General features: G+C 57.1%; 13 protein-coding genes and 1 tRNA gene. All 14 read left to right on the top strand.

Annotation, left to right across the window (positions count from 1 at the left end; genetic code table 11):
• A partial coding sequence (locus tag BUE18_RS26465) for an EF-Tu C-terminal domain-related protein (protein WP_244549384.1) occupies positions 1-758 on the top strand: 758 nt, incomplete at its 5' end.
• A 21-nt stretch (positions 759-779) separates the two neighbouring features.
• Complete coding sequence (rpmG, locus tag BUE18_RS26460) at positions 780-929, top strand: 50S ribosomal protein L33 (RefSeq protein ID WP_028316579.1); 150 nt, start codon at positions 780-782, stop codon at positions 927-929.
• Positions 930-944: 15 nt separating this feature from the next.
• Positions 945-1020: transfer RNA gene (locus tag BUE18_RS26455), tRNA-Trp, on the top strand.
• 94 nt (positions 1021-1114) lie between these two features.
• Entirely contained in the window at positions 1115-1453 is a 339-nt protein-coding gene (secE, locus tag BUE18_RS26450) for a preprotein translocase subunit SecE (protein ID WP_073479134.1), read from the top strand.
• Between the two features lie 27 nt (positions 1454-1480).
• Positions 1481-2011 carry a transcription termination/antitermination protein NusG gene (nusG, locus tag BUE18_RS26445; protein ID WP_073479133.1) on the top strand — a complete coding sequence of 177 codons (531 nt, stop codon included), beginning with the start codon at positions 1481-1483 and terminating at the stop codon, positions 2009-2011.
• Between the two features lie 18 nt (positions 2012-2029).
• Complete coding sequence (gene rplK / locus BUE18_RS26440; RefSeq protein WP_012611053.1) at positions 2030-2452, top strand: 50S ribosomal protein L11; 423 nt, start codon at positions 2030-2032, stop codon at positions 2450-2452.
• Positions 2453-2475: 23 nt separating this feature from the next.
• Complete coding sequence (gene rplA, locus BUE18_RS26435; RefSeq protein ID WP_073479132.1) at positions 2476-3180, top strand: 50S ribosomal protein L1; 705 nt, start codon at positions 2476-2478, stop codon at positions 3178-3180.
• Between the two features lie 336 nt (positions 3181-3516).
• Positions 3517-4038, top strand: a complete 522-nt coding sequence (gene rplJ, locus BUE18_RS26430) for a 50S ribosomal protein L10 (RefSeq protein ID WP_073479131.1) — start codon at positions 3517-3519, stop codon at positions 4036-4038.
• 96 nt (positions 4039-4134) lie between these two features.
• The gene (gene rplL, locus BUE18_RS26425; protein ID WP_073479130.1) at positions 4135-4515 is read left to right on the top strand and encodes a 50S ribosomal protein L7/L12; all 381 of its coding nucleotides are present in this window, start codon (positions 4135-4137) and stop codon (positions 4513-4515) included.
• Positions 4516-4644: 129 nt separating this feature from the next.
• Positions 4645-8739, top strand: a complete 4095-nt coding sequence (gene rpoB, locus BUE18_RS26420) for a DNA-directed RNA polymerase subunit beta (RefSeq protein WP_073479129.1) — start codon at positions 4645-4647, stop codon at positions 8737-8739.
• 57 nt (positions 8740-8796) lie between these two features.
• Positions 8797-13275, top strand: coding sequence for a DNA-directed RNA polymerase subunit beta' (gene rpoC / locus BUE18_RS26415; RefSeq protein ID WP_073479135.1), 4479 nt, complete (start codon positions 8797-8799; stop codon positions 13273-13275).
• A gap of 162 nt (positions 13276-13437) precedes the next feature.
• Positions 13438-13809, top strand: a complete 372-nt coding sequence (gene rpsL, locus BUE18_RS26410; protein WP_012611047.1) for a 30S ribosomal protein S12 — start codon at positions 13438-13440, stop codon at positions 13807-13809.
• Between the two features lie 33 nt (positions 13810-13842).
• The gene (gene rpsG / locus BUE18_RS26405) at positions 13843-14313 is read left to right on the top strand and encodes a 30S ribosomal protein S7 (protein ID WP_073479128.1); all 471 of its coding nucleotides are present in this window, start codon (positions 13843-13845) and stop codon (positions 14311-14313) included.
• A 116-nt stretch (positions 14314-14429) separates the two neighbouring features.
• Positions 14430-14818: GTP-binding protein (locus tag BUE18_RS26400; protein WP_170868482.1), on the top strand; the 389-nt coding region annotated here is incomplete at its 3' end.

The following is a 14818-nucleotide window of genomic DNA, read 5'->3' as shown; positions in this document are numbered from 1 at the left end:
TGATCGAACTGGTGGAACTGGAACTGCGGGAGCTCCTGGACAAGTACGAGTTCCCGGGAGACGATACGCCCATCATCCGCGGTTCGGCCCTGAAGGCTCTGGAAGCCGACTCCTGGGAAGACGACGCCTGCAAGTGCATCTTCGAGCTCATGGACGCCATCGACTCTTTCATTCCCGAGCCCGTCCGCGATACGGACAAGCCCTTCCTCATGCCCATCGAAGACGTTTTCTCCATCTCCGGCCGCGGCACGGTGGTCACGGGCCGTGTGGAGCGCGGGATCATCCGGGTGAGCGAGGAAGTGGAAATCGTCGGCATCCGTCCCACCATCAAGACGGTGTGTACGGGCGTTGAGATGTTCAGGAAGATATTGGACGAAGGCCAGGCCGGCGACAACATCGGCGTGCTTCTGCGCGGGACCAAGCGCGAGGACGTGGAGCGCGGCCAGGTTGTGACCCATGTGGGCAAAATCAAGCCTTACACCAAGTTCAAGGCGGAAGTGTATGTTCTGAGCAAAGAGGAAGGCGGACGCCACACCCCGTTCTTCACGGGCTACCGTCCCCAGTTCTACTTCCGGACGACGGACGTGACGGGCGTGGTGACCCTGCCTGAAGGCGTGGAAATGGTAATGCCCGGCGACAACGTGTCCGTTGAGGCCGAACTGATTACGCCCATCGCCATGGAAAAGGAAGTGCGCTTCGCCATCCGTGAAGGCGGCCGCACCGTGGGCGCCGGCGTCGTTTCCGAAATTATTGAATAGCGCCGGTCTAGGAGATATAAGGTGAGAACAAAGGCAACTTTGGCTTGTACGGAGTGCAAGCAGAAGAATTATCAGACAAATAAAAACAAGCGCACCACTCCGGATAAGCTTGAATTTAAAAAATACTGCCGCTTTTGCCGTCGTCACACCCTGCATAAGGAAGTGAAATAAAAGCGGTCGTCTTGCAGGCCAGTAGCTCTAACGGTAGAGCGGCGGACTCCAAATCCGAAGGCTGGGGGTTCAAATCCCTCCTGGCCTGCCAAATATTTTTTCGGCAAATCCTTAAGCTCAGGGCTGCCGCCGCCCACAGTCGGCGGCGCTTTGGGCTTTCGGCATTTGAAGAAATGTAAGGAATTATGGGACGTTTACAGCGAAAAAAACCGGATTCCAAAAAGAAAAAGGCCAAACTTGCGGCCAAGGAAATGGAGCTGAACGGCGCTCCTAAAAAACCAGCGCCCGCACCGGCGCCCAAGCAGGCACAGGCTTCAGAAGGCCCCAAAGGCCCTGCTTTTTGGACGAATTCGGTTCAGTTTCTCCGGGAAGTTCGCGGTGAGCTGAAAAAAGTTACCTGGCCTTCCAGGAAGCAAACCGTTGGGTCCACTGCGGTAGTTATCATCTTAGTGGCCGTCATCTCCATGTTTTTGGGGCTGGTGGACATGGGCCTGACTGAAATCGTCAGGCTCGTTATCGGATAGCGAACCCAGGCCCGAGGAGGCAAGCAATTGGCTCTAAAATGGTATGTCGTTCACGTTTATTCAGGTTTTGAAAATAAGGTGAAGACCGCTCTGGAAGAACGGATTGCCTCGTCCCGTTTCCCCGACAAATTCGGTCAGGTCCTGATTCCCACCGAGCAGGTGGTGGAACTGGTCAAAGGCAAACGGAAAACCTCTCAGAGAAAATTCTACCCAGGGTACATCCTGGTGCAAATGCACCTGGACGACGAAACCTGGCATTTGGTGAACGACACGGCAAAGGTCACCGGTTTTCTGGGCGGCAGGAACAAGCCTTCACCGCTTTCGGATGAGGAAGCATCGAGAATCGTGGATCAGATTGAGGCGGGCAAATTGAAGCCTCAACCCAAGTATCTGTTCGAAACCGGAGACGAAGTCCGGGTCATCGACGGCCCGTTCACCAATTTTAACGGCACCGTAGAAGCCGTTAACCCGGAAAAAGGCAAGATCAAGGTCATGGTCAGCATATTCGGCCGGGCGACCCCCGTGGAGCTTGACTTTGTCCAGGTTACAAAACTGTAGGAACAAGGAATCGGTAAAATGGCAAAAAAAGTATTAGCGATGGTCAAGTTGCAGGTTCAGGCGGGCAAGGCCAATCCTTCCCCCCCCATCGGACCTGCCCTGGGTCAGCACGGCGTCAATATCATGGAGTTCTGCAAGGCCTTCAATGCAAGGACTGCCGACCAGGAAGGGATGGTGATTCCCGTTGTTTTGACGGTCTATCAGGACCGGTCTTTCTCTTTCATCACCAAGACCCCTCCGGCCTCCGTTCTGATTCTTAAGGCGGCGAAGCTGGCCAAGGGATCTTCCGACCCCAAAAAAATCAAGGTCGGCAAGATCACCAAGGCCCAGGTAGAGGATATCGCCAATCTTAAAATGGTGGACCTCAATGCAAAAGATATGGCGGGCGCCAGCAAGATCATCGCCGGGACCGCCAGAAGCATGGGCATAGAAGTGGTCTAGCCTGATATAAGGAGTCTGGAGTTATGGGCAAGCCTGGAAAAAAATTTTTGGAATCCAAGAAAAAGGTGAACCGGGACCTGAAGTACGGCGTCCTGGAAGCCTTGCAAACCGCCATCGAATCCTCTTTCGCCAAGTTTGACGAAACAGTGGATGTGGCGGTTCGTTTGGGCGTCGATCCCCGCCATGCAGATCAGATGGTCCGCGGCACCTGCGTGCTTCCTCACGGAACCGGCAAGGAAGTCCGGGTCCTGGTTTTCGCCAAGGGCGAAAAGGAAGCCGAAGCCAAGGAAGCCGGCGCCGATTTTGTGGGCAACGACGACCTGGTGGAAAAAATTCAGGGCGGCTGGCTGGATTTTGACAAGGCCATCGCCACCCCCGATATGATGGGAACGGTTGGCAAAATGGGCCGCATCCTGGGCCCCAGGGGCCTGATGCCCAACGCCAAAACCGGAACCGTGACCTTTGACGTCGCCAAGGCCGTCCAGGAGCTGAAGGCCGGTAAAATCGACTTCCGCGTGGAAAGAGCAGGCATCCTGCACGCCCCCATGGGCAAGGTTTCCTTTGGCGCGGAAAAACTGCTGGACAACATCAGCGCTTTCTTCGAGACCGTACAACGCCTCAAGCCCGCAGCGGCCAAGGGCACGTACATGAAAAGCATTGCTGTTTCCACAACCATGGGCCCGGGCGTGAAAATCGATCCGACCCTGGTTAAAGATATTGTAAAATAGGCGGCCATGCCGTTTCGTGCATGATCACCGCGCCGGAAATCGCCGGCAAGCCGCTTCGGGAGGGGGGGTGTTGAAAACGCTCCCCTTCGCGCTATTTTGCGGCGACGGATGAAAATGGAATTTCCGGCGGGTTTTCTCAGGAAATGGACCGCCGCCCGACATAACCACTTGAACCTTTAAACCTTCTGTCAAAGACCGCAGGTGCGCCACTGACCATGGCGCTTAATGGAACGGGTATCCGGCCTGCCGAGACAAAGCCCATACAAGCAGCCAGCCCAAAACACGCGCTTGTGCGGTTTTTTACAGAACACTATTGGAAGGAGGTGTGAAAGACCTTTGAGACCGGAAGATAAGAAAAAGGTCGTAGAAGACCTGCACGTGAGAGCGGAAAAGGCCAAACTAGCGGTTCTCACGGACTTCAGAGGACTCAACGTCGCCGCAATGAGCGAACTCCGCAAAGGCCTCCGGGCTGCTTCCGCCGAGTATCAGGTCGTCAAGAATACCTTGATGACTCTGGCAATCGAAGGAACGGACCTGGAAGTCTTGAAGGACGAGCTTAAAGGCCCCTGCGCCGTTTGCTTGGCCTATGAAGATCCCGTCGAACCTGCAAAAGCTCTCACCGAGTTCGCCAAGAACAACAAAAAGTTCGAAATCAGAATCGGCGTGCTCGATGGTAAAATCGTGAACCTGGACGGGCTGAAAGCCCTGGCCGAACTGCCGCCCCGCGAAGTATTGCTGGGACAGATCGCCGGGACCCTCAACTCGGTGCCCACCGGCTTGGTGCAGTGCCTGGCCGGCGTCCCCAGGAAGCTGCTTTACGCTCTGCAAGCTGTCAGAGACCAAAAGGAAGCGGCCTAATTCGCTTAAACCTGTTTTGGGAAACCAACTCTTTCCCGGCCGAAAGCCGGGACAAGCGCAAAAGCGCTGCTTAGAATATTTAGGAGGATTAATATAATGGCTGACATCACCAAAGAAGATGTATTGGAATTCATTGCAAACATGACCGTTCTGGAACTCTCCGAACTGATCAAGGACATTGAAGAGAAGTTCGGCGTTTCCGCCGCCGCCCCCGTGGCCGCAGTCGCCATGGCCGGCCCCGCCGCCGCTGAAGCGGAAGAAGAAAAGACGGAATTCGACGTCATTCTCCTTTCCGCCGGCGACAAGAAGATCCAGGTCATCAAGGAAGTCCGCGCCATCACCGGTTTGGGCCTCAAAGAAGCCAAAGCTCTGGTCGAGGAAGCTCCCAAGGCCGTCAAGGAAGGCATTGCCAAGGAAGACGCCGAAAAGGTCAAAGAGCAACTGGAAGGCGCCGGCGCTCAAGTCGACATCAAGTAGTTTTTTGTTTCAAGGCCGGAAGCGGGAACAGGCCAACCTGTTTCCGGCCTTTTTTTTCAAGTGGTTATCGGTATCAGGGCCATTTCCTAAACACTGGAAAAACAACCTGCACTTTCTTAGGGAGAAACCATGGCGGACAGGCCCTTGACGCAACAGCGTTTACGAAAAAGTTTCGGCAAGATTGCCAAGATCGTTGACATTCCCAACCTCATCGAGATGCAGCGCATCTCCTACCAGAGGTTCCTCCAAATGGACGTGCCTCCGGAAAAACGGGAAACCATCGGGCTGCAAGCAGTATTTCACTCGGTGTTTCCTATCCGGGACTTCTCCGGCACCGCTTCACTGGAATTCGTCTCGTACCGTTTCGGCGAGATCAAATATTCGGTGGAGGACTGTGTGCATCGCGGCATGACCTACGAGGTGCCCATTCGCATTACGGTTCGACTGGTTGTCTTTGACGTAGACAAGGAAAAAGGCATCCAGAACATTCGCGACATCAAGGAACAGGAAATTTATTTCGGCACCATCCCCCTCATGACCGAACAGGGCACCTTTGTCATCAACGGCACTGAGAGGGTGGTGGTCAGCCAGCTTCACCGTTCCTCGGGCGTCTTTTTCGACCATGACAAAGGCAAGAGCCACGCCAGCGGCAAGGTCATTTACACCGCCAGGATCATTCCTGTGCGCGGCTCCTGGATCGACATGGAAATCGATCCCAAGGATGTCTTGTACATCCGCATCGACCGGCGCAGAAAGTTCCCTGCGACGTTGCTTTTCAAGGCCTTCGGGTACAGCACCGAAGACCTTTTGAGCTATTTCTACCAGACGGAAAAGCTGACCCTGACCCCCAAGACCCTGTTCAAGGAATTCGATGCGAAAACCTTGCGGGGCCAGCGGGCCAGCATCACCGTTAAAATGCCGGATTCCGAGGAAGTCATCGTGAAGAAGGGGCGTCTGTTCACCCAGCGGGCCGTGAAGACCATGGCTCAGGCCGGGATCGAAAAGGTGGCCATTCTCCAGGAGGACCTGGAGGACAAGGTGCTCGCCAGGAGGGTTTTGGATCCCAAGACCGGCGAGGTGCTTTATCCGGCGAACCACGAAATCGACGAAGCCACCCTGGAAGCCATGCGCGACGCCGGGGTTCAGAAATTCGAAATCCTGTACAGCGCCCCCGGCACGGGCGGCGATTCGGTTCGCAAGGCCCTGCTGCTGGACAAGGTGGAATCCCGGGAAGAGGCTCTGGTGGAAATCTACCGCCGCCTGCGCCCCAGCAACCCCTCCACCGTGGAGGTCGCCAAGGATTTCATCGACCAGTTGTTCTTCAGGCCGTCCCATTACGATCTGTCTGCGGTGGGCCGCATGAAGCTCAACATGCGCCTGGGCCTGGACACTCCCGTGGAAGTGAAGACGCTCCGCCGGGAGGACATTCTTCTCACGGCCAAGACGCTGGTGGACTTGAAGGACAGCCAGGGCGCCGTGGATGACATCGACCACCTGGGCAACCGCCGCGTCAGGGCCGTGGGCGAATTGCTGGAAAACCAGTATCGCATCGGTTTGGTGCGTATGGAAAGGGCCATCAAGGAGCGCATGAGCCTCCAGGAAATCGACGCCCTGATGCCCAACGACCTGATCAATCCCAAACCGGTCTCGGCCGTGGTCAAGGAATTCTTCGGCACCAGCCAGCTTTCCCAGTTCATGGATCAGACCAACCCCCTGTCGGAAGTCACTCACAAGAGACGGCTTTCGGCCCTGGGACCCGGCGGCCTCACCCGCGAGCGCGCGGGATTTGAAGTGCGCGACGTGCATCCGTCCCACTACGGCAGAATCTGCCCCATTGAGACCCCTGAAGGCCCCAACATCGGGTTGATCGTCTCCCTGTCCACTTACGCCCGGGTCAATGAATTCGGCTTTGTGGAAACCCCTTACCGGGTGGTGACGGAAGGCCAGGCGACCAAGGAAATCAAATATCTTTCCGCCATGGAGGAAAAGGACCTGCCCATCGCGCAGGCCAACGCCCCCCTGGACGAAGAAGGCTTTTTCATCAACCCCACCGTGTCCTCGCGCGTGGAAGGCGAACTGACCATCGTGAAGAAGGAAGACGTCAAGCTCATGGATATTTCGCCCAACCAGTTGGTGTCCGTGTCTTCCTCCATGATTCCCTTTCTGGAAAACGACGACGCCAACCGCGCTCTCATGGGCTCCAACATGCAGCGCCAGGCGGTTCCTTTGCTGGCTACGGAAGCGCCGCTCATCGGCACGGGCCTGGAACGGGTCGTGGCCCGGGACTCCGGGGTCACCCTGGTGGCCAAACGCGACGGCAAGGTCGTGGCCGTGGACGCCTCCCGCATTGTTTTGCAGCATGAGGATGAGCGGAAGGACAGGATGGATAAGCAGGTCACCATTTACAACCTGTCCAAGTTCACCCGGTCCAACCAGAACACCTGCTTCAACCAGAGGCCCATCGTCAAGCTGGGCCAGGAAGTAAAGGCGGGGGACATCATTGCGGACGGCCCCGCCACGGAAAACGGCGAGCTGGCCCTGGGCCGCAACGTCACCGTGGCCTTCCTTCCCTGGGGCGGGTACAATTTTGAGGACTCCATTCTGGTCTCCGAGCGCCTTGTGCGCGACGGCGTGTTCACCAGCGTGCATATCGAGGAATTCGAAGTGGTATCCCGGGACACCAAACTGGGTAAAGAGGAAATCACCCGGGATATTCCCAACGTGGGCGAGGAAGCCCTCAAAAACCTGGACGACTCGGGCATTGTCCGCCTTGGCGCGGAAGTCCGGCCCGGCGACATCCTGGTGGGAAAAATCACTCCCAAGGGCGAAACCCAGTTGTCGCCCGAGGAGAAGCTCCTGCGCGCCATTTTCGGCGAAAAGGCCGGCGACGTCAAAGACACCTCCCTCAGGGTTCCCCCCGGAGTGGAAGGCGTTGTGGTGGACGCCAAGGTCTTCGCCCGCAGGGGCGTTGAAAAGGACGACCGCACCCGTTTGATCGAAGACGAGGAAATCGCAGCCCTGGAAAAAGACAGGGACGACGAACTCAAGATCATGGAGGACACGGTCCGCTCCAAGCTCATATCCATTGTTCTGGGCCAGGAAGCCACGGCGCCCGTCAAAAAGGGCAAGGCGGTCCTGATTCCCAAGGGCCAGCCCATCACGGCGGAAATGCTGGAGGACTGCCCCTTGGCGCCTTTGGAAGCCCTCGTTCTCAAGGACGAAGATCATTCCGAAAAGGTCCACGAACTGCTTGAAATATACAGGGAGCAGCGGGAAAGCGTGCAGATGTCTTTTGAAGAGCAGGTGAACCGCTACCAAAAGGGCGACGACCTGCCTCCGGGCGTCATCAAAATGGTCAAGATTTACGTGGCCATGAAGCGCCGGCTTTCCGTGGGCGATAAAATGGCGGGCCGCCACGGCAACAAGGGCGTGGTATCCTGCATCTTGCCCCAGGAAGATCTTCCCTACTTTGAAAACGGCACCCCGGTGGATATGGTTTTGAATCCCCTGGGCGTTCCCTCGCGTATGAACGTGGGCCAGATTTTGGAAATTCATCTGGGCCGCGCGGCCAAGAGCCTGGGCGACCAGATCGAGGCCCTGTTGGAAGAAAAGAAGCTCGAAGACCTCCGTCAGAAGATGCAGGAGATTTTCTCCGCGGATGCGGACGAGGTGGCGGGCCTGACTGAACAAGAACTGCTGGAGGTTGCAGGCCAGTATAAAAAGGGGGTGCACATGGCGACGCCGGTCTTTGACGGCGCCAAGGAAGACGAGATCACGGATCTCCTTTCCAGCGCTGGCGTGTCTCCCTCTGGCCAGGCGGTGCTGTACGACGGCCGCACCGGTGAACGCTTTAAGGGCGAGATCACGGTGGGCACCATGTACATGCTCAAACTCCACCACTTGGTTGACGATAAAATCCATGCCCGCTCCATTGGGCCTTATTCTCTGGTAACGCAGCAGCCTCTGGGCGGCAAGGCTCAGTTCGGCGGCCAGAGACTGGGGGAAATGGAAGTCTGGGCCATGGAGGCATATGGAGCGGCTTACGCCCTCCAAGAGTTCCTGACCGTTAAGAGCGACGATATGGTGGGACGCACCCGGATGTACGAGAAGATCGTCAAGGGGCAGAACGTCCTGGAGCCGGGCATGCCCGAGTCCTTTAACGTTCTGGTCAAGGAGCTGCAGAGTCTGGGTCTGGAAATGAGCCTGATTGAAGAGGCCAAATAGCACAGGCCGGGGCGTTTTCTCAAACCTTCTACTATCGATGGTTTGGAGGTGTTGAATTTGGAAACTATTTACGACTTTTTCGCAAAACCCATGGATCCCAGGAAGTACGGGGCTGTCGCCATCGCCCTGGCTTCCCCCGATCGCATTATGGAATGGTCCCACGGCGAAATAAAAAAGCCGGAAACCATTAACTACAGGACGTTCAAGCCTGAGAGGGACGGGCTCTTCTGCGCCAAGATCTTCGGGCCGACCAAGGACTATGAGTGCAATTGCGGCAAGTACAAACGCATGAAGCACAGGGGGGTGATCTGCGAGAAATGCGGGGTTGAAGTCATTCAATCCAAGGTCCGGCGCGAGCGCATGGGCCACATCCAACTGGCCACTCCGGTGGCGCACATCTGGTTTTTAAAAAGCCTGCCCAGCAAGCTGGGCAACATCCTGGACCTGACCCTGAAGAATCTGGAAAAGGTTCTGTACTTTGATTCCTATATTGTTACGAACCCGGGAGACACGACCCTGGAAAAGGGCCAGCTCCTGTCCGAGGACAAATATATAGAAGCCAGGGAGCTCCACGGCTACGGCTTTGAAGCGCAAATGGGCGCGGAAGCGGTCCAGGAGCTGCTCAAAGATTTTGACGTGGAGAAGATCTACAAGGAACTGCGCGAGGAAATCGCCACCACGGGTTCGGAAGCCAGAAGAAAGAAGCTGGCCAAGCGCTTGAAGGTGGTGGATGCGTTCAGGAATTCGGGAATCAATCCTTCCTGGATGATCATGAACGTCATTCCCGTGCTGCCCCCGGATCTCAGGCCATTGGTCCCCCTGGAAGGCGGACGTTTCGCCACCTCCGACCTGAACGACCTGTACCGCCGGGTCATCAACAGGAACAACCGCCTTCAGAGGCTTATGGACCTGCGTGCGCCCGACATCATCGTGCGCAACGAAAAACGCATGCTTCAGGAAGCCGTGGACGTGCTGTTTGACAACGGCCGTCAGGGCAAGGTGGTCACGGGAACCAACAAGCGGCCCCTCAAATCCCTTTCCGATACATTGAAAGGAAAGCAGGGCCGGTTCCGCCAGAACCTCCTGGGAAAACGCGTGGACTATTCCGGCCGTACGGTTATCACCATCGGCCCCAACCTGCGCCTGCACCAGTGCGGCCTTCCCAAAAAGATGGCCCTGGAGCTTTTCAAGCCCTTTGTCTACCATCGCCTGGAGGAAAAAGGGCTGGTATCCACGGTGAAGAGCGCCAAGAAAATGGTGGAGCGGGAAGGGCCGGACGTCTGGGACACCCTGGACGAGGTGGTCAAGGAATATCCCGTGATGCTCAACCGCGCTCCCACGCTGCACCGCTTGGGCATCCAGGCTTTTGAGCCCACCCTGATTGAAGGCAAGGCCATTCAGCTTCACCCCCTGGTCTGCACCGCATTCAACGCCGACTTTGACGGCGACCAGATGGCGGTGCACGTGCCTCTTTCCATGGAGGCCCAGATTGAAGCCCGGTCCCTGATGCTGTCTTCCAACAACATTCTGTCCCCGGCCAACGGCGCGCCTATTATCGTGCCCACCCAGGACATCGTGTTGGGAATCTATTATATGACCCGGGACGCCGGGGAGAGCAAGGGCGACGGCGCCGCCTTCGGCAATCCCGAAGAAGTCCGCGTCGCTTACGACTCCGGCCAGGTGGATCTGCACGCCAAGATCAAGGTCCGCATGGAAAAGGGCAAGGACATGGTGGAGACCACCGTGGGCCGCATCCTTTTGTGGGAGGTCATTCCCAAGGCCACGTTGCTGGTTCTTCGCCACATTGTGGTGAACTCCGCCGACAAGGCCGCCCAGGTGGAAAAAGCCCTGGCCGGCGCCAAGACGGACAAGGACTTCAAGGAGCTGGTCAGAAAGTACTCGGAAGGCCGCGACAAGATGTATGACGGCAACCTGGGGCTTTTAAAGCACGATGAAGTCAAGAGCGTATTCCGGCTGAGCGGGAGGGACGTGGAAAAACTGACGGCTGCGGAGCCCGGCGACATGATCGGCCCCCTGACCGAGAAGAACAAGTTCCATTTCTTCCGTATAAACACCAAGCGGGATGAACCCGGCTTCTCCGTCGTTAACCGGGTCATGAACAAGGGCGCACTGCGCGGCGTGGTGGACCATGTATACCGCGCCATGGGCGCCAAGACCACGGTCATTCTCTCCGACCGTTTGAAGGACCTGGGATACCGGTTCTCCACGGAAGGCGGTTTATCCATCTGCATCGGCGACATGAAGATTCCCGCCACCAAGTGGCAGATTCTTGAAACCGCCAGAAACCAGGTGGAAGAGATCGAGGTGCAGTACTCCGAAGGTCTTATCACCCAGGGCGAAAAATATAACAAGGTCGTGGACATCTGGGCCAAGGCCACGGAAGACGTGGCCAACGAGATGATGGACTCCATGAAGGCCTCCACCGACGAAGGCGAACTGGGGCGCACCAAGGGCCCCGGCTCCAACGCTATCTTCATGATGGCCGACTCGGGCGCCCGCGGCTCCCGCGATCAGATGAGGCAGCTGGCCGGCATGCGCGGACTGATGGCCAAGCCTTCGGGCGAAATCATCGAAACGCCCATTACGGCGTGCTTCCGTGAAGGCTTGTCCGTGCTGCAGTACTTCATTTCCACGCACGGCGCCCGCAAGGGTCTGGCGGATACGGCTCTTAAGACGGCTAACTCGGGTTATTTGACCCGCCGCCTTGTGGACGTTTCCCAGGACTGCGTGATTTCCGAAATCGACTGCGGCACCATGGGCGGCGTGGAAGTCGAGCCCCTCATGGAAGGCGGCGAAGTCATCCAGCGTTTGGGAGACAGAATCCTGGGCCGCACGGCCACGGAAGACATCATGGATCCCAATCCCGAGCCGGACGCCGACCCCTTGATCGTGGCCGCCGGCGACGAAATCGACGAAGCCGCCGTGGAGCGCATTGAAAACTCGGGCATCGCCAAGGTCAGGATTCGTTCGGCCCTGACCTGCAAGTCCGCTTACGGCATTTGCGCCACCTGCTACGGCCGCGATTTGGCCCACGGCAAGAAAGTGGAAATCGGCCAGGCCGTCGGCATCCTGGCGGCCCAGAGCATCGGCGAGCCCGGCACCCAGTTGACCATGCGTACATTTCACATCGGCGGTACGGCCAGCCGGCGGGTTGAGCAGGCGGACATCCGGGCGCGTGTAGGTGGCACGGTTCGCTACGTGGACCTGAACGTGGTTGAAAACGCCCAGGGCGAGTACATTGTCATGGACCGTAAGGGCGGCGAGTTCATCATCGAAGATGAAAACGGCCGCGAGCGCGAACGGTGCCCGGTCATCTACGGCGCCCGCATCAAGTGCGCGGACGGCGCAGAGGTTCAGGCGGGCGAACTGCTGGCTTTGTGGGATCCTTTTACCACGCCCATTCTTACGGAAGTGGAAGGCGTGGTGAAGTTCGCCGACGTTGTGGCGGGCAAGACCATGCAGGAAAAGGTGGACGCCGTCACCGGCAAGGCGAGCCGCGTCATTACGGAATACAAGGACGCGGACACCCGGCCCAGAATCACCATCCGGACGGAGGAAGGCAAGGCGGCCACCCTGCCCAGATCCGGGGCCCCGGCCAGGTATCCCTTGCCTGTGGAAGCTATTCTGCTGGTGGAGGAAGGCGCTTCGGTCAAGGCCGGCGACGTTATCGCCAAGCTGCCCCGGGCCACCACCAAGACCAAGGACATCACGGGCGGTCTGCCCAGGGTCGCGGAGCTGTTTGAAGTCCGCAAACCCAAGGAAGTGGCTGTTCTGTCGGAAATTGACGGATACGTGTCCATCTCCAAGGGAACCAAGGGCAAGCAAAAGGTTACAGTCACCCCCACGGTGGGCGAGAAAAAAGAGTACCTCATCGCCAGGGGCAAGCACATCAGCGTGTACGACGGCGATTATCTCCGGGCGGGCGACCCCCTCATGGGCGGATCCGCCAACCCGCAGGACATTCTGAGCATCAAGGGCGAGGTCGCTCTGGCCAGATACCTGGTGGACGAAGTCCAGGAAGTGTACCGCCTCCAGGGCGTTCGCATCAACGACAAGCACATTGAAGTCATCGTGCGCCAGATGATGCGTTGCGTTAAGGTCCGCAGCTCCGGAGATACGGAATTCATCTTTGACGAAAGGGTGGACCGCGGCCGGTATCAGCGGGAAAACCAGGCCGTCATCGCCAACGGCGGACAGCCCGCCGTAGCCGAGCCTTTGATTCTGGGAATCACCAAGGCCTCCTTGAGCACGGAGAGCTTCATTTCCGCAGCTTCGTTCCAGGAAACCACCAAGGTCCTGACCGAAGCAGCCATTGCAGGCGCTCACGACTCTCTGCGCGGATTGAAGGAAAACGTGATCATGGGGCGGATCATTCCGGCCGGCACCGGGCTTTTGAAGTACGCTGAGATAGACATCGGACTGGAACAGGAAGAAATGGAAGACGAGACTTCCGCGGCGGCCAGGGACCTGTTGGAACTGGAAGCGGCGGCGGCGGAGATCGCGGATCTTTCCTAAAAAGACCGGGCTGGAAAAAAATAACGGACTTGGAACAAAAAATCTTGACAAGGCTCGGATTCTTGGTTAAAAGTCTGGATTTCCTGAGCCCAACTTCTTCAGGGTTTTGTTTAGGAACGATTGGGCAAAGGATTTTTATTTTTAAAAACTGAAGGAAACGTTATGCCTACGATAAATCAGTTAGTGAGACACGGCAGAAAACGCTCTGTCAAAAAGACAAATACGCCGGCTCTGAAAGCCTCCCCCCAAAAACGGGGAGTCTGCACCCGCGTGTACACCACCACGCCTAAGAAGCCTAACTCGGCTTTGCGTAAAGTCGCCCGCGTCAGGCTGACCACAGGCATGGAAGTCACCGCATACATCCCCGGCGTGGGACATAATTTGCAAGAGCACTCCGTGGTGTTGGTGCGGGGCGGTCGTGTCAAGGACCTTCCAGGCGTTCGCTACCATATCGTACGCGGCACCTTGGATTCCATCGGCGTTCAGGACAGGAAACAGGGCCGGTCTCATTACGGGGCCAAAAAGCCTAAATAACGCGCATATAGCGAAAGAAGCAGGAGCTAGGATATGCCCAGGAGGCGAGAAGTACCAAAACGGGAAGTCCTTCCGGATTCACGGTATAACAGTGAACTGGTGGCAAAGTTCGTCAACGTTATTATGCGTGACGGCAAAAAGAGCGTGGCTGAAGGCATTCTCTATGATGCATTTGATCTCATGGAAGAGCGCACCAAAGAAGCCCCGCTGGAAATTTTTGAAAAGGCCATTAACAACATCAAGCCTGTGATCGAAGTCAAGTCCAGGCGCGTCGGCGGCTCCACCTATCAGATCCCCATGGAAGTCCGGGCCAACAGAAGAACCGCTCTGGCCATGAAGTGGGTCATGACTTATTCACGCAGCCGCTCTGAAAAGAAAATGTCCGCCAAGCTGGCGGGCGAGTTGCTGGACGCCTATAACAATCGCGGCGCGTCCATCAAGAAAAAAGAAGACACCCATAGAATGGCCGAAGCCAACAAGGCTTTCGCTCATTACAGGTGGTAGAAAAATATTAAAAATTCTGAGGGCGCTGGAAGTCTTTCTGTGTTGATACGGGAATAACCCAGCTCACAAGCAAGTCTAGGCCAGTGCCCAATGATTCTGACTGGGAGGAAGGGATCATGGCCAAAGCGAAGTACGAACGCACCAAGCCCCACGTAAACGTGGGCACCATCGGGCACATCGACCACGGTAAGACCACTCTGACTGCGGCGATCACCAAGACATTGGGACAAAAGGGACAAGCCAACTTCATTCCTTTTGATCAGATCGACAAAGCCCCCGAAGAAAAAGCCAGAGGCATAACAATCGCCACGGCCCACGTGGAATACGAGACGGACAACCGTCACTACGCCCACGTTGACTGCCCCGGCCATGCTGACTATATCAAGAACATGATCACCGGCGCCGCCCAGATGGACGGAGCGATTCTGGTGGTCGGCGCCGACGACGGCCCCATGCCCCAGACCCGTGAGCACATCCTGCTCGCCCGTCAGGTGGGCGTGCCCCG

Source organism: Desulfatibacillum alkenivorans DSM 16219, from assembly GCF_900142135.1.
GTDB lineage: Bacteria > Desulfobacterota > Desulfobacteria > Desulfobacterales > Desulfatibacillaceae > Desulfatibacillum > Desulfatibacillum alkenivorans.
Note: the sequence above shows the minus strand (reverse complement) of the source record. Positions and strands in the feature narration are given on the sequence as shown.

Bases quoted from the DNA above. Each gene is read 5' to 3' on its own strand.
- rpsG (WP_073479128.1), top strand. From the start codon at position 13,843: ATGCCCAGGAGGCGAGAAGTACCAAAACGGGAAGTCCTTCCGGATTCA.
- secE (WP_073479134.1), top strand. From the start codon at position 1,115: ATGGGACGTTTACAGCGAAAAAAACCGGATTCCAAAAAGAAAAAGGCC.
- rplA (WP_073479132.1), top strand. From the start codon at position 2,476: ATGGGCAAGCCTGGAAAAAAATTTTTGGAATCCAAGAAAAAGGTGAAC.
- rplL (WP_073479130.1), top strand. From the start codon at position 4,135: ATGGCTGACATCACCAAAGAAGATGTATTGGAATTCATTGCAAACATG.
- rplK (WP_012611053.1), top strand. From the start codon at position 2,030: ATGGCAAAAAAAGTATTAGCGATGGTCAAGTTGCAGGTTCAGGCGGGC.
- rpoB (WP_073479129.1), top strand. From the start codon at position 4,645: ATGGCGGACAGGCCCTTGACGCAACAGCGTTTACGAAAAAGTTTCGGC.
- rpsL (WP_012611047.1), top strand. From the start codon at position 13,438: ATGCCTACGATAAATCAGTTAGTGAGACACGGCAGAAAACGCTCTGTC.